This window comes from Dactylosporangium thailandense, assembly GCF_059739745.1.
In genome coordinates this window covers 8,293,102-8,313,272 of sequence record NZ_AP029195.1, presented here as the reverse complement: position 1 = coordinate 8,313,272, position 20,171 = coordinate 8,293,102, and the positions used below count along the sequence as shown (strand labels likewise).

12 protein-coding genes are annotated in these 20,171 nt (G+C 72.4%); 7 read left to right on the top strand and 5 right to left on the bottom strand.

Going from position 1 to position 20,171, the window contains the following annotated elements; translation table 11 throughout:
* Positions 1–184: 184 nt before the first annotated feature.
* Positions 185–5,065 (top strand): NAD-glutamate dehydrogenase, encoded by a 4,881-nt coding sequence (locus AC6JBM_RS36945; protein ID WP_497978544.1) that lies wholly within the window; start codon positions 185–187, stop codon positions 5,063–5,065.
* A gap of 219 nt (positions 5,066–5,284) precedes the next feature.
* Here AC6JBM_RS36945 and AC6JBM_RS36940 read toward each other — a convergent pair whose 3' ends face one another.
* Positions 5,285–6,736, bottom strand: a complete 1,452-nt coding sequence (locus AC6JBM_RS36940; RefSeq protein WP_497978543.1) for a glycoside hydrolase family 3 protein — start codon at positions 6,734–6,736, stop codon at positions 5,285–5,287.
* Between the two features lie 196 nt (positions 6,737–6,932).
* Here AC6JBM_RS36940 and AC6JBM_RS36935 point away from each other — a divergent pair, with 196 nt between their 5' ends.
* Positions 6,933–8,105, top strand: coding sequence for an ROK family transcriptional regulator (locus tag AC6JBM_RS36935; RefSeq protein WP_497978542.1), 1,173 nt, complete (start codon positions 6,933–6,935; stop codon positions 8,103–8,105).
* A 30-nt stretch (positions 8,106–8,135) separates the two neighbouring features.
* On the opposite strand, the gene AC6JBM_RS36930 is transcribed toward AC6JBM_RS36935, so the two are convergent.
* Together AC6JBM_RS36930 and AC6JBM_RS36925 are read right to left on the bottom strand one after the other, a co-directional pair.
* Positions 8,136–9,119: an ABC transporter permease subunit gene (locus AC6JBM_RS36930; protein WP_497978541.1), complete on the bottom strand. Its 984-nt coding sequence runs from the start codon at positions 9,117–9,119 to the stop codon at positions 8,136–8,138.
* A gap of 85 nt (positions 9,120–9,204) precedes the next feature.
* The gene (locus tag AC6JBM_RS36925) at positions 9,205–10,173 is read right to left on the bottom strand and encodes an ATP-binding cassette domain-containing protein (RefSeq protein WP_497978540.1); all 969 of its coding nucleotides are present in this window, start codon (positions 10,171–10,173) and stop codon (positions 9,205–9,207) included.
* Between the two features lie 52 nt (positions 10,174–10,225).
* On the opposite strand from AC6JBM_RS36925, the gene AC6JBM_RS36920 reads away from it, so the two are divergent.
* The gene (locus tag AC6JBM_RS36920; RefSeq protein ID WP_497986604.1) at positions 10,226–11,032 is read left to right on the top strand and encodes an ABC transporter ATP-binding protein; all 807 of its coding nucleotides are present in this window, start codon (positions 10,226–10,228) and stop codon (positions 11,030–11,032) included.
* 1,887 nt (positions 11,033–12,919) lie between these two features.
* Here the strand turns inward: AC6JBM_RS36920 and AC6JBM_RS36915 are convergent.
* A complete protein-coding gene (locus AC6JBM_RS36915) occupies positions 12,920–13,690 on the bottom strand; it encodes an enoyl-CoA hydratase/isomerase family protein (RefSeq protein ID WP_497978539.1) in 771 nt (256 codons plus the stop codon).
* 64 nt (positions 13,691–13,754) lie between these two features.
* Here AC6JBM_RS36915 and AC6JBM_RS36910 point away from each other — a divergent pair, with 64 nt between their 5' ends.
* The 4 genes from AC6JBM_RS36910 to AC6JBM_RS36895 are packed head-to-tail and all read left to right on the top strand — an operon-like array spanning position 13,755 to position 19,468.
* Complete coding sequence (locus AC6JBM_RS36910; protein ID WP_350624317.1) at positions 13,755–14,225, top strand: DUF6232 family protein; 471 nt, start codon at positions 13,755–13,757, stop codon at positions 14,223–14,225.
* A gap of 10 nt (positions 14,226–14,235) precedes the next feature.
* Positions 14,236–16,026 (top strand): Hsp70 family protein, encoded by a 1,791-nt coding sequence (locus AC6JBM_RS36905; RefSeq protein ID WP_497978538.1) that lies wholly within the window; start codon positions 14,236–14,238, stop codon positions 16,024–16,026.
* Between the two features lie 21 nt (positions 16,027–16,047).
* Positions 16,048–17,820 (top strand): Hsp70 family protein, encoded by a 1,773-nt coding sequence (locus AC6JBM_RS36900; protein ID WP_497978537.1) that lies wholly within the window; start codon positions 16,048–16,050, stop codon positions 17,818–17,820.
* A gap of 25 nt (positions 17,821–17,845) precedes the next feature.
* Entirely contained in the window at positions 17,846–19,468 is a 1,623-nt protein-coding gene (locus AC6JBM_RS36895; protein ID WP_497978536.1) for an acetolactate synthase, read from the top strand.
* A 3-nt stretch (positions 19,469–19,471) separates the two neighbouring features.
* Here the strand turns inward: AC6JBM_RS36895 and AC6JBM_RS36890 are convergent, their stop codons facing one another.
* Positions 19,472–20,152 carry a phosphonatase-like hydrolase gene (locus AC6JBM_RS36890; protein WP_350624309.1) on the bottom strand — a complete coding sequence of 227 codons (681 nt, stop codon included), beginning with the start codon at positions 20,150–20,152 and terminating at the stop codon, positions 19,472–19,474.
* Positions 20,153–20,171 lie beyond the last annotated feature (19 nt).

The following is a 20,171-nucleotide window of genomic DNA, read 5'->3' as shown; positions in this document are numbered from 1 at the left end:
GATTCTGCGCTATGAAAGCACCGTTCTGCACGCCCCAAGATCGCACAAGCGGGACAATTCAGTGCGCCGAGCCCCGCTTGATCGGGTACACGACGATGGTGAACCGGACTGAGGCGAGCCACCCGCAGAGTCTTAGGCTGAGGGCGGACAACCCACAACGACGTGGGCGAGGGGAGAACAACCGATGAATCGGCCTGGGGCGACCCCGGTGAAGGACGACACGCGGGACTTAGGCAGCGCGCGAAATCCCGACGCGGTCGAAGACGACGAGCTGGAGCAGTCAGTGCCCAACGCGGAGCACCTGGTCGCGGAGGCAGTTGTGCTGGCCACCGCGCGGGATGCCGATCCCGAACTGGTCGCGGCCTACTGGCGCCTGGTTCCTGACGAGGAGCTGGCCGCCTGCAATGTCGCCAAGATGGTCGACGCCACCCGATCACACCGGGAGCTCGCGCAGCAGCGCGTGCCCGGCGAGCTCAAGCTCCGCCTGGGACTGAGCGTCACCGGCGGCACCGCGGTGGAGATCGTCACCGACGACATGCCGTTCCTGGTCGACTCCGTCACCAGCGCGCTGTCGTCGCGCAACATCGACGTCAACCTGCTCGTGCACCCGCTCGTCGTGGTGCGCCGCGCCCCGCTGGGCGCGCTGGAGGACGTCCGTGTCGGGATCGAGCCCGAGGACGCGATCGCCGGCGACATCGTCGAGAGCTGGATCCGCATCGAGGTCGACCGCATCCGCGACGAGGCGGAGCTCGAGGAGCTGCGCACCGACCTGGCCCGCGTGCTCAACGACGTGCGCGAGGCGGTCGAGGACTGGCCGAAGATGCGCACCCAGGCGCTCGCCCTGGCCGACGAGCTCGGCTCCGCGCAGCTGCCCGTGCCGGACAAGGACATCACGGACTCGGTCGAGCTGCTGCGCTGGCTCGTCGACGACCACTTCACGTTCCTGGGCTTCCGGCAATACAAGCTGATCCGCGGCGAGCACGGCGAGGAGCTGCTGCAGGCGGTCCTGGGCAGCGGCCTGGGCATCCTGCGCGGGGACCGGGTCCAGCCGCGGGTGCTGTCCTCGATGACCGCGGAGGCCTACGCCAAGGCCCTGGAGAAACGCCTGCTCATCATCACGAAGGCGAACTCCCGCGCCACGGTGCACCGCTCGGCGTACCTGGACTACATCGGCTTCAAGATGTTCGACGCCGACGGCAACGTGACCGGCGAGCGGCGCTTCCTCGGGCTGTTCTCCTCGGCGGCGTACCGCACCAGCGTCCGCGACCTCCCCGTGGTCAAGCGCAAGGTCGCCGAGGTGGTCGAGCGCTCCGGCCTGTCGCCGCGCTCGCACTCGGGCAAGGACCTGATGGAGACGCTGGAGACGTATCCGCGCGACGAGCTGTTCCAGATCGGCACCGAGGAGCTCTACAAGGCCGTCATGGGCGTGCTGCGTCTGGCCGGCCGCCGGCAGCTCAAGCTGTTCCTGCGCCGCGACGCGTACGGCCGCTTCATCTCGTGCCTCGTCTACCTGCCCCGCGACCGGTTCACCACCGCGAACCGGCTGCGCATCCAGCAGATCCTGCTCGCCGAGCTCAACGGCGTCGGGGTGGACTACACGACCCGGGTGAGCGAGTCCAAGTTCGCCCGCGTGCACTTCATCGTGCGCACCGAGCCCGGCAACCCGCCCGGCTGGGTCGACGTCGACGACCTCACCGAGCGGCTCTCCGAGGCGACCCGGCTCTGGGACGACGACTTCCGGCTGGTGCTGGAGCGCAAGCTCAACGACGAGCACCAGGCCAAGGTGCTGTACCAGCGCTACGGCGGGGCGATCTCCGACACGTACAAGGACGAGCACACGCCCTACGAGGCGGTGAAGGACGTCGCCAAGCTGGAGCTGCTGGACGAGCCGGGCCAGCTGGTCATGCACGTGTACCGCCGCCGCCAGGACGAGTCCGACATCCGCTTCAAGGTCTTCCGCTACGGCGAGCCCATGGTGCTCTCGGCCGTGCTCCCGGTGCTGCACTCCCTCGGGGTCCAGGTCACCGACGAGCGGCCCTACGAGGTGGTGCGGGGCGACGGGACGATCTACCTGTACGACTTCGGCCTCCAGCTGCCGCCCGACTCCCGGGCCATCGCCGAGGTGCGGCCACACCTGGAGAACGCGTTCTCGGCCACCTGGCGGGGTGAGGCCGAGGTCGACAACTTCAACAGCCTGGTGCTCAAGGCCGGGCTGACCTGGCGCGAGGTCGTGGTGCTGCGGGCCTACGCGAAGTACCTGCGCCAGGCCGGCACCGTCTTCTCCCAGGACTACATGGAGACGACCCTGCTGGCGTACCCGGCCGTCGCCTCCAAGCTCGTCGCGCTCTTCGCCGCCCGGTTCGACCCGCGGCTGCAGCTGTCGGAGGCGAGCCGCTCGGTGCAGTCCAAGGAGCTCGTCGCGGCGATCAACGCCGACCTCGACGAGGTCACCAGCCTCGACCAGGACCGGATCCTGCGCTCGTTCCTGCATCTGATCCAGGCGACGTTGCGCACGTCGTTCTTCCAGCGTGGTGATGGTGGGCGGCCGAAGTCGTACACGGCGTTCAAGCTTGATCCGCAGTCGATTCCGGATTTGCCGGCGCCGCGGCCGCGGTTTGAGATTTTCGTGTACTCGCCGCGGTTCGAGGGTGTGCATCTGCGGTTCGGTTCGGTGGCGCGTGGTGGTCTGCGCTGGTCGGATCGGCGGGAGGATTTCCGGACCGAGATTCTGGGGCTGGTCAAGGCGCAGATGGTGAAGAATGCCGTCATCGTGCCGACGGGGGCCAAGGGCGGGTTCGTGCTGAAGCAGAATCCGGGCGACCGTGACGAGGCGGTGGCGTGCTATCAGCTGTTCATCTCGGCGTTGCTGGATGTCACGGACAATCTGGACGGTGGCAAGGTCGTGTCGCCGCCGGATGTGGTGCGTCACGACCCTGATGACCCGTATCTCGTCGTCGCGGCGGACAAGGGCACGGCGACGTTCTCGGACATCGCGAACGAGATTTCGGTGCGGTACGGGTTCTGGCTCGGTGACGCGTTCGCGTCGGGTGGGTCGGCCGGGTATGACCACAAGAAGATGGGGATCACGGCCAAGGGTGCTTGGGAGTCGGTGAAGCGGCACTTCCGTGAGCTGGGTGTGGACACGCAGGCGAGTGAGTTCACGGTGGTCGGCGTCGGTGACATGTCGGGTGACGTGTTCGGCAACGGGATGCTGCTCTCGCCGTTCATCCGGCTCGTGGCGGCGTTCGACCACCGGCACATCTTCATCGACCCGTCCCCGGACGCGGCGACCTCCTACGCCGAGCGGCGGCGCATGTTCGAGCTGCCCCGCTCCTCGTGGGACGACTACGACCGCTCGCTGCTGTCGGCGGGCGGCGGCGTCTACCCGCGCACGGCCAAGTCGGTCAACCTCTCCGAGGAGGCCCGGGCGGTGCTGGGGATCACGGCCACCGGGCCGCTCGCCCCGAACGACGTCATGCACGCGATCCTCGCCGCGCCCGTGGACCTGTTCTGGAACGGCGGCATCGGCACCTACGTGAAGGCGACCGGGGAGTCCCACGCCGACGTCGGTGACAAGGCCAACGACTACGTGCGGGTCAACGGCCGGGAGCTGCGCGCGAAGGTCGTCGGCGAGGGCGGCAACCTGGGCCTGACCCAGCGGGGGCGCATCGAGTACGCGCTCAACGGCGGCCGCATCGCGACGGACTTCATCGACAACTCCGCCGGCGTCGACTGCTCCGACCACGAGGTCAACATCAAGATCCTGCTCGACCGCGCGGTCGCGGCGGGCGAGCTGGAGGCGGCCGAGCGCAACCCGCTGCTGGCCCAGATGACCGACGAGGTCGGCGAGCTGGTCCTGCGCGACAACTACGACCAGGCGACGGCGCTGGGCAACGCGCGGGCGCAGTCGCGCTCGCTGCTGCCCGTGCACAAGCGGCTCATCGCCGACCTGGAGCGGCGCGGGCAGCTCGACCGGGCCCTGGAGGGGCTGCCGAGCGACGAGCTGCTCGACGAGCGGGCCGCCACCGGGGTCGGGCTCACCTCGCCCGAGTTCGCGGTGCTGCTCTCCTACGTCAAGATCGTGCTCGAGCACGAGATCCTCGACTCCGACCTGCCGGACGAGGAGTGGACCAACGAGGTGCTGGTCGAGTACTTCCCGACCCCGCTGCGCGAACGGTTCGCCGAGGCGATGGCCGAGCACCCGCTGCGCCGCGAGATCGTCACCACCGCGGTCGTCAACGAGGCCGTGAACCGGGGCGGCACGTCGTTCTTCCACCGCGCCTCCGAGGAGACCGGCGCCGGGGCCGCGGACGTGCTGCGCGCCTCGGTGGTGGTCAGCGAGGTGTACGGGCTGTCGGAGCTGCGGCGGGCGGTCGAGTCGCTCGACAACAAGATCCCGACGAAGTCGCAGACCGCCGTCTACCTGGAGATGCGGCGGCTGCTCGACCGGGCGGTGCGCTGGCTGGTCTCCAACCGGCGGCTCCCGATCGACGTGCCGGCCGAGATCGCGCGGCTGAAGCCCGGCATCGCCCGGCTGCTGCCGCAGCTGGACACGCTGTTCCGGGGCCGGGAGCGCGACGCGCTGCACGCCAACACCGAGGGGCTGCGGGAGCTGGGGCTGCCCGAGGAGATCGCGGACAGCACGACCCGGATCATGTACGGCTTCGGCCTGCTCGACATCGTCGAGGTCGCGTCCACGACGGACCGCGACGTGAACGAGGTCGCGACGGTCTACTACCTGCTCTCCGAGCGTTTCCGGGTCGACGATCTGCTGTCGCGGATCTCGGCGCTCCCGCGCGAGGACCGGTGGCAGACGCTCGCCCGGATGGCGTTGCGCTACGACCTGTACGCCGCGCTGGCCGCCCTCACCGCGGAGGTGCTCAACGGCACCTCGCCGGAGGCGGACCCGGAGGAGCGGGTGCACGAGTGGGAGCAGAGCAACGCGACCTCGATCGCGCGGACGCGTAACGCGATCGGCGAGTTCGGGGAGTCGCCCGGAGACCTGGCGGCGCTGTCGGTGCTGCTGCGTCAGATTCGCACCCTCGTGCGAGCCTCAGCCGCGTAGCGGCTGGTGTCCGTGGCACCACGGACATGGCTAGGGCGGTCCCTTTCGGCCGAAGGCCCTCCAGGGACCGCCCTTTTGTCTGGCGGGAGCAACGGTCCGCAGGTGACGCGGACCCGAGCAGGAAGCTTGTGGCTCTTGGTTCTTGGCTTCTGGCTCTTGGCTTCTGCTGACTCTTGGCTTTTGAGCTGCGCTTTTGAGCTGCGCTTTTGAGCTGCGCTTCTATGCGGCCAGGCCGAGCGTCTCCGCGGCGGCGCGGCCGTTGGCGTGGCTCGCGCCCCACGTCGTGATGAACGCCTTCGCGCCGCTCGGGCGCCATGACGACGGCCAGCCCATCTCGACCACGGTCACCGCGTGGGTCTGCGCCAGCGTCTCCACCAGCGCGCGGGCGCCCGGGAGGCGGTGCACGTTGCGGCCGACCACCACGATCGGGCGGGCGGCCGCGCGGGCGCGCAGCTCGGCCGGGTCCGCCTGGGCGGCCACGACGCGCAGCTGCTCCGTGCCGTTGACGTGCGGGCCGAGGCCCCACGGCACGCGGCCGGCGGCGATCGACGACTCGGACTCGAGCTGGACGATCAGCGGCGCGGTCGCGCGGTCGTGGGTGCCCTCGATCCGCACGGCGCTCAGGGCCGCGGGGTAGCCCAGGCCCGGCTCCTCGCGGTCGGTGCGGTCGCCGCTGCGCGTCCACGCGCTCAGGTCGGCCACGCGCGCCACGGCCTCCTCGAGGCGGGCGAGCGGCAGGCGCCCGTCGCGCACGGCCGCGACGATCTCGTCCGCGCAGGCCCGCGTGATCTGCTCGTCGATGTCGGCGCCGATGCAGAGCAGGTCGGCGCCCGCGGCCAGGGCCAGCACCGCGCCCTCGGGGATGCCGCCGGCGTAGCGGGCCGCACCCAGCATCTCCAGCGCGTCGGTCACCACGACGCCGGTGAAGCCCAGCTCGCCGCGCAGCAGGTCGACCAGCACCGCGCGGCTGAAGGTCGCGGGGGCGTCGCCGGTGAGCGCGGGGACGCGGATGTGCGCGGACATGATCGACTTGGCGCCGGCCTCGATCGCGGCGACGAACGGGGGCAGCTCGCGACCGCGCAACAGGGCCGGGTCGATGTCCACGGTCGGCAGCTCGTGGTGCGAGTCGGCGAGCGTCGCGCCGTGGCCGGGGAAGTGCTTGGCGCACGCGGCGACGCCCGCGCCCTGCAGGCCGAGCACGGCGGCGGCGGTGTGCGTGGCGACGGCGATCGGGTCGGCGCCGAAGCTGCGGGTGCCGATGATCGGGTTGTCGTCGGCGGTGTTGACGTCCACGGTGGGCGCGAGGTTGAGGTTGATGCCGAGGGTCTCGAGCTCGGCGCCGATGGTGCGGTACACCCTGCGCGTGACGGCGGGGTCGCCGAGGGCGCCCAGCGCGGCGTTGCCCGGGTAGGGGCTGCCGGCCCGGTGCGCCAGGCGGGTGACGTCGCCACCCTCCTCGTCGATCGCGATGAGCACGCCGTCGCGCGCGGCGTGCAGGCTCGCGGTCAGCTTCGCGAGCTGGTCGCGCTCGACGATGTTGAAGCCGAAGAGCAGGTGCCCGGCCATCCCCTCGGCGAGGAGGTCCACGGCCCACGCCGGGGCCTCCTCCCCGCGGAAGGCGCCCAGCAGCGTGCCCATGGCCAGCCGGTGGAGTCCGGGATCGGTCGACACGTTGGTTCCCCCCTCAGCGCGGGCGCGCGTGCGGCGCGGGCGCCGCACGCTCGTCCGATGCGCTATCCACGATCGTAAGAGCTTTTTGACCGGTTGTGCGTAGGCCGAGTGGTGGGTCCGGCCGTACGCTCTCCGAATAGGTTGCTTGTGGCACGCTAATAGGAAAGTTTCCTAAATACTAGGGGTCTTCGTCACGATGAGTTCCGCCCGACTGCCCGGCACGCCTCGCCTGCTGCGCGCCCTCAATGATCGTGCCGCCCTCGAGCTGCTGCTGAGCCGAGGACCCCTCACCCGTGCGCAGCTCGGCGAGCTGACCGGGCTGTCCAAGGTCACCGCGTCCCAGTTGGTCGAGCGGCTGGAGGAGCGCGGCCTCGTGGCCCGCGTCGGCGAGCAGGCCGGCGGGCGGGGGCCGAACGCCCAGATGTACGCCGTGGTGCCCTCCACCGCGTTCGTCGTCGGCGTCGATGCCGGCCCCGCGCACGTGGTCGCCGGGGTGGCGGACATCACGGGCAACATCGTCGGGCGCACCGACGTGGCCATCGGCGACGGCGACGACCCGGTCAAGGTCGTGCACGCCGCCGTCGTGGAGGCGGCCTCGGCCGGAGGCGCGCCGATCGACCGCATCCGGCGGATCGTGCTCGGCACGCCCGGCCTCGTCGACCCCAAGAGCGGCGAGATCACGTTCGCCTGGGACCTCCCGCGCTGGCACCGCGGCCTGCTCACCGCCCTGCGCGAGGACCTCGGCCGCCCCGTCATGTTCGAGAACGACGTGAACCTGGCCGCGATCGCCGAGCAGCACTCGGGCGCGGCCGTCGGGGCGCGCGACTTCGTGCTCGTCTGGCTGGACCGCGGCGTCGGCACCGCGGTCGTGCTCGGCGGCCGTCTGCACCGCGGCTCGGCCGGGGCCGCGGGCGAGATCGGATACCTGCCCGTCGCCGGCACCCAGATCAGCCGCGACGTGTCCCGGCGCTCGAAGAACGGCTTCCGCACCCTGGTCGACGCGGCGGCGGTGCGCTCGATCGCGAAGACCCACGGGTTCAAGTCGGCGGGGGCGGCGGAGGCGGTCCGGGCGGCCATCGCCGCGGGCACCGCGGGCAGCCCGTTCCTCGACGAGCTGGCGCGGCGCATCTCGCTCGGCGTCGCCTCGGTCGGCCTCGTGCTCGACCCGGAGCTCGTGGTCCTCGCGGGCGACGTGGGGCAGGCCGGCGGGGCGGATCTGGCCCAGCGGGTGCAGCACGAGGTCGCCGCGATCGCCGTGGTCTCCCCGCGCGTGGTGGCGACCGAGGTGTCCTCGGAGCCGGTGCTGCACGGCGCGATCCTGACGGGTCTGGACGCGGTGCGCGAGGAGGTCTTCGGCTCGACGGCGTGAAAGTTTCACGCCGTCGAGCCGATCAGGCGATCAGCGGGCGTCGCGGCGGCGCATGGACAGGAAGGCCGCGGCGGCCACCGCGGCCACCACCGCCGCGATCACCAGGCCGCCCGTTCCCCACGTCGCATGGAAGGTCGACCGGGCCACGTTCGCGGTGGCGCTCTGGTCGGGCAGGACGCCCAGGTTCAGCCAGGCGCGGGCGTAGCTCGACAGGCGGTACGGCTCCGCGTAGTCGGTGGTCTCGACCACGGTGAAGACGACGGTGCTGCCGAACTCCCACAGCAGCAGGTACGCGATGCCGGCGCCGAGGGCGGCCGACGTGTGCCGCCCGATCGACGCGACCGAGAAGCCCAGCGCGGTGCCGGCCATGGCGACGAACACGACGCGCAGGCCGGTGAGGAGCAGGGATCCGAACTCGGGCGCGCTCATCCGGCTCACGTTGTCGTCGCCCGGGGCGAGGGCCAGGAAGGCGGCCGTCCACAGCCCGAGGTACACGACCGACATGAGGGCGACGCCGGAGACGACGGCCAGCAGTTTCGCCCCCAGCACGGCGCCGCGGCGGGGGGCCCACAGCAGCAGGCCGGCCATGCCGCCGGAGCTCCACTCGACGCCCACGAACGAGGCGCCCAGCACGAAGCCGGCGAGGGCGAAGAGGACGGCGGCACCGTAGTACAGCGCCGGCCACTGGCGGTGGAACGAGAAGCCGTAGTCCAGCAGCGAGTCGGCGGTCGGGCGGGGCCCGTAGTCGCACGCCTTCGGCAGGTCCTCGCCCGGCTCGGCCTGCTCCAGGCCGCTCTGGACGCGGCCGCAGTGCTCGGTGCGCTGGTCCCACAGCTGTGCCAGCGGGCCGGCGCGCTCCGCGGCGGCCGCCTGCTCGGCCGCGCTCGGGCTGCTGCCGGTGAGGGTGAAGCCGAACGTGAGGAAGGCGAGCAGGGTGCCGACCAGGACCGCGGTGACGAGCGAGATGCGCCGGGCGAACAGCCGCGACCACTCCGCGGCGAACAGGTGCCTCATGCCGACACCTCCGCTTCGCTCCGGCGCCGGCATGATTTCGACCCGCATTGATGATGAGCGGCCACTCCGCTTCGCTCCGTACCGCTCATGCCGGCCGCTCCTCAGGGGTCCACTCGGAGTCGTCCACGGGCCGGAAGGAGCCGCGGGAGCCGCCGCCCGTGATGGTCAGGAACGCGTCCTCCAGCTGCGCGACCGGGGACAGCTCGCGCACCCACATGTCGTGGACGCCCAGCGTGTAGGACACCCAGGCCGGCTCCGCGAGGTCGTGCACGACGAGGTGGTCGCCGGTCACGCTCACGTCCGCGCCCGCCTCGGCCAGGATCTGGGCCGCGCGCTGGTGGTCGTCGACGCGCACACGGTACGAGCCCTTGTCCGCGACCGCGAGGACTTCCGAGACCGGGCCGGCGGCGACCGTACGGCCGCGGGAGATGATCGTGACGGAGTCGCAGACCTGGGCGATCTCGGCCAGGATGTGACTGGAGATGACGACCGTCTTGCCCTGCTCCGCGTGGCCGCGCAGCAGGTCCCGCATCTCGCGCACGCCCGCGGGGTCGAGCCCGTTGTTGGGCTCGTCGAGGATGAGCAGGTCCGGGTTCTTCAGCAGCGCCGACGCGACCGCGAGACGCTGGCGCATGCCGAGGGAGTAGGACCGCACCATGTCCTCGGAGCGGTCGGAGAGCCCGACCTGGTCGAGGACGATCCCCACCCGCTGCTTCGGCACCCCGCCGGCCTTCGCCAGCAGGGAGAGGGTTTTGTACCCCGTCAGGTTGCCGAAGAACGCGGGCGCCTCGACGATCGCGCCGACCCGCGCCGCCATCTCGGCCTGGAACCGCGGCACCGGTTCGCCGAAGATGCGCATGCGTCCGCCGTCGGCGCGCAGGAGGCCGAGCAGTGTCTTGAGCGTCGTGGACTTGCCCGAGCCGTTCGGTCCCAGGAACCCGTGGATCTGTCCCGGCTCGACCAGCATGTCCAGCTTGTCGAGCGCGGTGCGCGGCCGGCCGAACACGCTCTGGTACGTCTTGACCAGACCGTCGATTTCCAGTGCGGGTGTCATCGGAGCGCAGAATACGGCCTTCGTCACGTCGGCGTGGCCCCGCCAGCCGTCGATATGTGCGGCGTGGTTGGATTGGCACGTGTCAGATGACCTTGTCATCGCCGTCGACGATGCGACGGTCACCCGCAACGGCAACCATCTCATCCGATCGGTGAGCTGGCAGGTCGAGCTGGACGAGCGCTGGGTGATCCTCGGCCCCAACGGGGCCGGCAAGACCACGCTGCTCAACCTCGCGGGCGCGCGGATGCATCCGTCCAGCGGCACGGTCACCGTGCTGGGCGAGCAGCTGGGCCGGACGAACATCGCCGAGCTCAAGACCCGCCTGGGCTTCTCCTCCAACGCGCTGCGGCTACCCTTCGAGGAGACCGCGCGCGACGTGGTGCTCACCGCGTCGTGGGCCGTGATCGGGCGCTACCGCGAGGCCTACGACCGCATGGACGAGGGTCGCGCCATGGCCCTGCTCGACCAGCTCGGGGTCGCGGGGCTGGCCGACCGCGTCTACGGCACCCTGTCCGAGGGGGAGCGCAAGCGGGTACAAATCGCTAGGGCCCTCATGACGGACCCGGAGCTGCTCCTGCTGGACGAGCCCTCGGCCGGCCTGGACCTGGGCGCCCGGGAGGACCTGGTGCGCCGGCTGGCCGACCTCGCGGCCGACCCCGACGCCCCCGCCATCGTGCTGGTCACCCACCACGTGGAGGAGATCCCGCCGGGCTTCACCCACGCAATGCTGATGCGCGAGGGCGGCGTGGTGGCGCAGGGCCTCCTGCACGACACAATCACGGCGGACAACCTGTCGAAGGCGTTCGGCATGCCCTTGAAGCTCACGATGGTGGACGACCGCTTCCACGCCCAGTCCTGACGCGTAGCGCACCTGCCACCTTCGCGCCGCTGGCGCCGGCGCCACCCGCGCCCGCCGCCACGTCGTGGTGCCCGCTCCTTCGCGTGGTGTTTGCATCTTCGTGTCCGCAACGCGTGGTGTTTGCGTTGCGCCGTGGTGCTTGCGTTGCGCCGTGGCGTGCCGCTGCGTCTGTGCGCCGCGTCCGTCCCGCGCCGCCCGTGCCGCGCCTTCGCGCCGCGGTCGCGGCGTTCGCGCCCGTCTGTCGTGCTGCCGTGCTGCGACGTCGGCGCCGTTCGCGCCGTCGCGTCCGTGCCGCGTGCCCTCACACCGCGCGTTGTGGTGGCCGCGCCCGTGCGCCGTCGCGCCCGTGCCTGCCGCGGCGTCGCGCGCCTTCGCACCGCGCGTTGTGGTGGCCGCTCCCTTGCGCCGTGGCGTCCGTGCCTGCTGCGGCGTCGCGCGCCTTCGCACCGCGCGTTGTGGTGGCCGCTCCCTTGCGCCGTGGCGTCCGTGCCTGCTGCGGCGTCGCGCGCCTTCGCGCCGCGGTCGTGGCGTCTGCGCCGTCCCTGCCTGCTGCCGCGCTGTGACGTCGGCGCCTTTCGCGCCGTTGCCTCCGTGCCGCGTGTCCACGCCTTCGCGCCGAGGCGTCCGCGCCGCGCGCCCTCGCGCCGCGCGCCCTCGCGCCGCGCGCCCTAGCGCCGCGCGTCGTGGCGTCCGCGCCCTCGCGCCGCACCCCCGGCCCTCGCGCCGCGCCCGCGTTCTCGCGCCGTGCCCTCGCGCCCGCGCGTCGCGCGCCGTGACGTCCGTGTCTGCTGCCGTGCCGAGGCGTCCGCGCCCGCGCGCTGCGTCCGCGCGTGGCGCTTGCGCCCTCGCGTCGCGCGCCATGACGCCCGTGTCTGCGTCCGTGCCCTCGCGTCGCGCGCCATGACGCCCGCGCGCCGCGCCCGCGCCCTCGCGCCGCGCCGAGGCGTCCGCGCCCTCGTGCCCGTGGCGTTCGCGCCGTGACGTTCCGCTGCGTCTCTGTGCCGCGTCCACCCCGCGCCGCAGTTGGCTCCCGAGATGGCGTCTGCCTCCAGGCCGCGCCGCGGCTCGCCGCCGCGTGTGTGTTGCAGTTCGTGGGCGTCTGCCCCGCGTTCGCGAGGATGCGCAGCGACGATGGGCGATCCATGCCGGTAGAAGCGACAAATCCCCTGGCAGGCGAAAAATCCGATACGGCCGAGCATCAATCGGGTCAGGCGGCGTGGCTTCTGCGCCGGTGCCACAAGTTCGGGTTGGACTGGCCGTGAACGGGTCGGTGCCGTCCCGGTCGATTTCGGATCGTGTCCTGCGGCCGGTTCGGTGGAATGGAGACGCGGCGGTGAAATTGCACGGCCTTGACGTGCGGAATTTTTGCAGGGAAACGCGGCGCCGGGCTTGGGGTCGACTCGGGTGCGATTCTCCTCGGCGCGTCGGTGTGCGTCGGACGTGGTGATTCCCGCGGGTCCGTGGATGCGGCGCAACTTCTCCGCATGCCGCCTCACCAGCCCCCAGTCGCGCCGCCGCTGCGCCTCCTTGCGGAACTCATCCTTCCCCGGCCACCAATTCCGCGCCTTCGTCCGATCCCGCATAGCAGCCAATTCCCGCGAACTGAACAACTGCATCTGCCCCATGGTGACAATTATCCCCGAATGCGACCGAAACCACGATCTTGGATCACGCCTCGGCGCAAATGGCGAATATATTGGACCCCGAGAGGAATGCCTAACGACGCCGCTGGGCCGGGCACATCGCCGGCCCGCTGCCGCGCTTCGCGCGAGTCTGGGCAGGTGCGATCGGCTGAGCGAAGGTGAGCGAGGAACGGCCCGCCGGAAGACCGCGAGCGGCGGGGCGCCGGCTCTGTCGGAGTCGCGGCGCCCCGCTGCGGGCTAGGGCTCAGCGGCCCCCGAAGGAGGGCTTACGCTTCTCCACGAAGGCGGTCATGCCCTCGGCCTTGTCCTCGGTCGCGAACAGCCCCGCGAACAGCTGGCTCTCCCAGGCCAGGCCCGAGGCGAGGTCCATCTCCAGGCCCCCGTCCACCGCCTGCTTCGCCGCGCGCAGGGCCAGGGCCGGGCCGTTCACGTAGGGGCGGACGAGGGCGAGGGCGGCCTCGTAGACGTCGGCGCGCGGTACGACGCGGTCGACGAGGCCCATGGCCAGCGCCTCGGGGGCGGGGACGAAGCGGCCCGACATGATCAGGTCCTTCGCTCGGGCGGGGCCGACCAGGCGGGCCAGGCGCTGGGTGCCGCCGGCGCCGGGGATGATGCCCAGGGTGATCTCCGGCTGGCCCAGCTGGGCGTCCTCCGCGGCCACGCGCCAGTCGGCGGTCAGGGCCAGCTCGCAGCCGCCGCCCAGGGCGTAGCCGGTGATCGCGGCCACGACCGGCTTCGGGATGCGCGCTACGGCGTCGAAGGCGGAGCTCAGCGCGACCGCGCGCTGGGACATCTCGGCGTAGCCCATGCCGGCCATCTCCTTGATGTCCGCGCCGGCCGCGAAGACCTTCTCGCCGCCGTAGATGACCACCGCGCGCACGTCGTCGCGCGCGGTCGCCTCCTGTGCGGCCGCGCGCAGCTCCTCCTGCACGGCGATGTTCAGGGCATTCATCGGCGGGCGATCGAGCCGGATGGTGCCGATGCCGTCCGCGGCCTCGAGCCTGACCAAAGTCACCTTGTGTCTCCTCAACGTCGTTGTCGTTGCCCGGAGCGTATTCGCCTGTACCGTCTGAGGTGCCATGGCCACCACGTACTACCGCGACAACGTGGTGCACATCAGCTCCGGCGGTGTGCGCGTCGCTGAAGCCTGGTATCCCCTCGACACGCTCACCTACATCTGGCACGAGCGCACGGGGCGGCTGCGCCACGGGGCGTACATGATCGGCACCCGCGGCGGCGCCGTGCTCCTCGTCATCGGGCTGCTGGTCGCGGCCGCGATGGCGGCCCGGAGGATCGACTTTCACGGGGAGCAGCGCACGATGTACATCGCCGGCGGCATCCTCGCCGTGATCGTCATCGGCGGCGTGGTCGCGTTCTGCCTGGAGGGGCTGCTCGATCTGCTCGACCGCGCCCACGACCACGGCAAGGGCGTGCACGAGATCTGGGTGCGCACGACCGGCGGGGACTCGATGATCTATTCGACCACGGACGCCCCTAAATTCGGGCAGATCTATCGCGCGCTCCAGCGGGCGGTCGAGCAGTCCGCCTAGACTGCGCGGCATGGTGGCCCTCGGCGTGGACTTCGGCACGTCGCACACGGTGGCGGTGGCTCGCTGGCCCGACGGCCGCACCCGCCCGCTGTTGTTCGACGGCTCGCCGCTGCTGCCCTCCGCCGTGACGCTCGAGGAGCAGGGGCTGCTCGTGGGCCGCGACGCGGTGCACGGCGCCCGCCGCGCGCCCGAGCGGTTCGAGCCGAACCCGAAGCGCCGCATCGACGAGGGCTCGGTGCTGCTGGGGGAGCGGCCGGTCGCGGTCGCGGAGATGATGACCGCGGTGTTCCGGCGGGTGCTCGCCGAGTTCTCCCGCACCGCCGGCGGCGCGCCCGGAGCGGTGACCGTCACCCACCCGGCCGGCTGGGCCTCGACGCGGCGCACGACGCTGCACGAGGCGGTGCGCCGGGCCGGGCTGCCCGGGGCCGTGCTGGTGCCCGAGCCGGTCGCCGCGGCCACCTACTTCGTGAGCGTCCTGAAGCACATGGTCCCCGTGGGTTCGGGCGTCGTCGTGTACGACCTCGGCGCGGGCACATTCGACGGCAGCGTGGTCGCCCGCACCGCGGCCGGCTTCGACGTGCGCGCCGTGGGCGGGCGCGACGACCTCGGCGGCCTCGACTTCGACGAGCTCGTCGTCGGGCTCGTGAGCCGGGCCGTGCCCGCGGAGGACTGGGCCCGGGTGACCGCCGACCCGCGCGCGACCCGGCAGCTGCGCGACGAGGCGCGGGAGGCCAAGGAGCGGCTGTCGCGGGCCGCGTCGGTGACGGTCATGGTGCCGGTGCTCGACGTGGACGTACCGGTGACGCGGGAGGAGTTCGAGAACGCCGCGCGGCCGCTGGTGGAGCGCTCGGTCGGCTCGCTCGCCGAGACGCTGCGCCTGTCGCGGCTCACCGCGGACCGGGTCGCGGGCATCTTCCTCGTCGGCGGCGGGAGCCAGATGCCGCTGGTCGCGACCGAGCTGCACCGTGAGTTCGGGCGGGCGCCGGTGACCATCGAGCAGCCGGAGATGGTGGTCGCCGAGGGCGCCGTGCTGGTCGGCAAGGCGGTGCGCACCACGAAGACCGGCCAGGTCGTGCCGGAGCAGGCGCAGCGCTCCGAGCAGATGGCGCTGCCGGCGTCACCCGCGTCGACACCCAGTCGCCCGATAAGCTCGACACCCGTCAGCCCGGTGCCGGTCAGTCCGACGCCCATCAGTCCGACGCCGATCAGTCCGGTCCCGGTCAGCCCCATGCCGCGGCCCTATCCGGTCCCGCAGCGGCCCGTCTACCAGCCGCCGGTGTTCCTGCCGCCGCCCCCGCCGCAGATCGTGTACTACCCCGTGGCGCCGATCCCGATCCGCAAGGGCCCGTGGTCGATCCGCTGGCCGGCGGCGTTCATGACGACCTACGGCATCCTGCTCTACTTCCTCACCGGCCTGCTCCTGCTCGCCGCCGGGCTGCCGCAGCTCCTGCGCGACAACCCGCCGCCGGAGTGGGACGAGGCGCGCATCGACCAGGTCACCACCGAGGCCCTGGAGTGGGCGGGCATCTGCGCGGTCGCGGCCACGCTGCTCATCAACGGTGCCATGCGGGCGCGGAGGCCGGCGAGCGGGCATCACTGGTACCCCCTCGCGCTCTGCCTCGTCGCGGCCGTCGGCAACGCGGCGCTGACCTCGTCCGGTGGCGGCTACTGGACCCTCGTGCCCGCGGTGGTGTTCGGCCTGTCGACGGCGATGCTCCTGCTGCCCGCGTCGAGGCGCTGGATGCGGCGCCCGCCGAAGCCGGCTGCCCTGAAGCCGACCGACAGGGAGGCCGGGTCGTAAGCGCGGCCTAGACTTCAGCTCATGCCTACGCCAGGGATCCGGCTCGGGGTCGACTTCGGCACCTCGAACACCGTCGCCGTCGTGCGGTGGCCGGACGGGCGCTCCCGGCCCCTCATCTTCGACGGGTCGCCGCTGCTGCCCTCGGCGGTCTACGCCGAGCCCGGCGGCGCGATCATCGTCGGCCGCGACGCCGTGCACAGCGCGCGCCTGGAGCCGGCTCGCTTCGAGCCGAACCCGAAGCGGCGCATCGACGACGGCACGGTGCTGCTCGGCGACCGCGAGGTGCCGGTCCAGGAGCTCATCGCGGCCGTCCTGCGCCGGGTCCGCGACGAGTGGGTGCGCACCGTCGGCGACGTCGTGCCGGAGGCGACGGTGACGATCCCGGCGTCCTGGGGCGCGACCCGCCGCCTCGCGATCGCCGACGCCGCCGAGGCCGCCGGCCTGGGCCGGGTGCGCCTGGTGCCCGAGCCGGTCGCGGCGGCCGCCTACTTCACCCAGGTCCTCGGCCACGAGGTGAAGGTCGGCTCGGTCGTGGTCGTGCACGACTTCGGGGCCGGCACGTTCGACGCCAGCGTGGTCGCGCGCACCGCCGACGGCTTCGAGGCGCTCGCCGTCGACGGCCGCGACGACATCGGCGGCATCGACGTGGACAACGCCGTCGTCAAGCACATCGGCACCATCTGCGAGCCGCGCGCGCCGCAGGAGTGGTCGCGGCTCATGAGCCCGCAGACCGTCGAGGACCGCCGGCACCGCCGCCTGCTGTGGGACGACGCACGGGTGGCCAAGGAGCGGCTCTCCCGCCAGCCCGCGTCGGACCTGACGATTCCGCTGCTCAACTTCGACGTACACCTGACGCGGGAGGAGCTCGAGACCCTCGCGCGGCCGATGATCGAGCAGACCGTGCGGGTGACCCAGGGCGTCATGCGCTGGGCCCAGCTCAGCGAGGGCTCGGTCGCGGGCGTGTTCCTGGTCGGCGGCTCCAGCCGGATGCCGCTCGTGGCCACGCTGCTGCACCGCATGCTCGGCACGGCGCCGACCGCGATCGAGCAGCCGGAGCTCGTCGTGGCCGAGGGCAGCATGCTCACCGGCTCCAAGTCCACCCAGCCGAGCGCGCAGCCCGCCCCGGGCCCGTCGACGGGCGTGCTGCCGCAGGTGCCGGGCTTCCTGTGGGAGCGGCCGGAGCAGCGCACGGAGCAGCCCCCGGCGCCGCCGGTCTCCGCCCCGCCCGTGTCGGCCCCGCCGGTCTCCGCGCCGCCGGCGTTCTCGATGCCGCCCCCGAGCCGGTTCGGCACCCCGGTCTCGTCCCCGCCCGCCCAGAGCCCGATGTGGCTGGAGACCCCGGTCTCCACGCCGCCGCCGGTCTCGTCGCCTCCCGTCTCCGCGCCGCCCCCGGTGTCGTCGCCACCGGTCTCCGCGCCGCCGAACCGGCCCGTGAGCGCCGGGCGCGTCTACGGCTCCGGCGGCGGCGTGCCCGAGTCGGCGACGCGCTACGACGAATACGGCCGCGCCTTCCGCAACGAGGCGCCGCAGCAACGACCGCAGCCGCCGAGGCCGCAGCCGCAGCCGCAGCCGCAGCCGCAGCCGCAGCCACAGCCACAGCGCGTCGCCGAGCACGCGCACGTGTACTCGGGCGGCAAGGCGCGCCGCGGCCCGGCCGCCCGGTTTTTCCGCGTGCTGTTCGTGGTGGTGCTGCTCGTCGCCGTCCCGCTGGTCGCCGGCGTGATCTCGTACTACCTGACGACCGATCACCTGCCCCCGTTGCTGCAGGAGTGGTTCGACTCGAACCCCTCGTAGCGGCGAACGTGAGTAGGATTCGCGCATGACGACGATCGACGGGCACGGCGGGGACCTCGCGCTGGCGGCGCTGCGCGGCTTCGGGGTCAGCGAGATGTTCACCCTCTCCGGCGGCCACGTCTTCCCGCTGTACGACGCGGCGAAGCGGGCCGGCGTGCGCGTCGTCGACGTGCGCCACGAGCAGTCCGCGGTCTTCGCGGCCGAGGCGGTCGCGAAGCTGCAGCGGCGGCCGGGCCTGGCCGTGCTCACCGCCGGCCCCGGCGTCACGAACGGCGTCTCCGGCCTGACCAGCGCCATGTTCAACGGCGCGCCGGTGGTCGTGCTCGGCGGCCGCGCGCCGCAGTTCCGCTGGGGCTCGGGCAGCCTGCAGGAGATGGACCACCTGCCGATCGTTCAGGCGGTCACGAAGCACGCCGAGACCATCTTCTCCACCGACGAGGTCTACGCGCGGATGCGTGCGGCCGCGCTCACCGCGCTGACCCCGCACCGGGGGCCGGTCTTCGTCGACCTGCCGCTCGAGGTGGTCTTCTCCACCGCGGACGGCATTCAAGAACAAGATCCGGCAGTCGTACCGTCCGAGGAAGCCGACCCCGACGAGGTCCACCGCGCCGTGAGCCTGCTGGCCGCGGCCGAGCGCCCGGTCATCGTCGCGGGATCGGACGTGTGGGCCGGCGACGCCACCGCGGCGTTGCGCGAGGCCGCCGAGGCGCTGCGGATTCCGGTCTTCGCCAACGGCATGGGCCGCGGCTCCCTGCCGCCCGGGCACCCCCTGGCGTTCGCGCGGGCGCGCAAGCCCGCGTTCGGCGGCGCGGACGTGGTCGCGGTCGTCGGCACCCCGCTGGACTTCCGGCTGAACTTCGGCGACTTCGGCGGGGCCCAGGTCGTGCACGTCACCGACGCGCCCTCGCAGCGGGCCACGCACGTCACCCCGGCCGCGGCGCCCACGGGCGATCTGCGGCTGGTGCTGTCGGCCTTCGCGGCGTACGGCGGCCTGGTGGCGGACCACGAGGAGTGGATCGCGACCCTGCGCGCCGCGGAGGACGCGGCCCGGGGGCGCGAGACCGAGGCCCTGGAGGCCGACACCGACCCGATCAAGCCCAGCCGCGTCTACGGCGAGCTGCGCAAGGTGCTGGCCGAGGACGCGGTGACCATCGGCGACGGCGGGGACTTCGTCTCCTACGCCGGCAAGTACCTCGAGCCCGCCCGGCCCGGCACCTGGCTGGACCCGGGGCCGTACGGCTGCCTCGGCACCGGCATGGGCTACGCGATGGGGGCGCGGGTGACCTACCCGGACCGGCAGATCTGCGTGCTCATGGGCGACGGCGCGGCCGGCTTCTCGCTCATGGACGTCGAGACGCTCGTGCGCCACCAGCTGCCGGTCGTGATCGTGGTCGGCAACAACGGCATCTGGGGGCTGGAGAAGCACCCGATGCGCCAGATCTACGGCTACGACCTCGCGGCCGACCTGCAGCCGGGACTGCGCTACGACGACGTGGTGAAGGCGCTCGGGGGCGCCGGGGAGACGGTCGAGAAGCCCGGGGATCTCGCCGGGGCGCTCGGACGCGCGTTCTCCGCCGGGGTGCCCTATCTCGTGAACGTCCTGACGGACCCCGAGGACGCCTACCCGCGTTCGTCGAACCTCGCGTAGCCGCTACTCCAGCCCCAGCAACCGGGGCAGGGAGCCGATCGAGCCGATGACCTCGTGCGCGCCGGCGGCCTGCAGCGCCTGCCGGTCGCCGGCCCCGGTGAGCACGCCCACGAGCAGGCCCGCGCCCGCGCGCTGGCCGGCGATGAGGTCCAGGGGCGTGTCGCCGACGACGACCATGCGGCGCACGTCCTCGACGCCGAGCTTGAGCGCCGAGACGAGCATGAAGTCGGGGAAGGGGCGGCCGCGGCCGGCGTCGGCGGGGGAGAGCACCAGGTCGACCTGGCCCCACCAGCCGAGCGCGTCGATGATCGCCTCCTGGGTGGCCCGGGCGAAGCCGGTGGTGAGCGCCACCTTGATGCCGTTCGCGCGCAGCGTCTTGATCGCCTCGATGGCGCCCGGGATCGGCAGCACGGCGCCCTCGTCGACCAGCAGCCCGTACGCCTCCTCGAACGTCTCGTTGGCGGCCTGGGCCCGTTGCTCGTCCCCGTCGAGCAGGAGGCGGAACACCTCGATCCGGCTCTGGCCCATCGTCTTGCGCACGACGGCGAGCATGCGCTCGTGCTGGGGAGTGCCGGGAGCGACGCCCTCCCCGGCGAAGGCCACCGTGAAGGCCTGCTCGACCAGGCCGTCATCACGCACCGTAGTGCCTGCCATGTCGATGCAGGCGAGTTGCCACGCGGTCATCACGCGATGGGAGCACGGC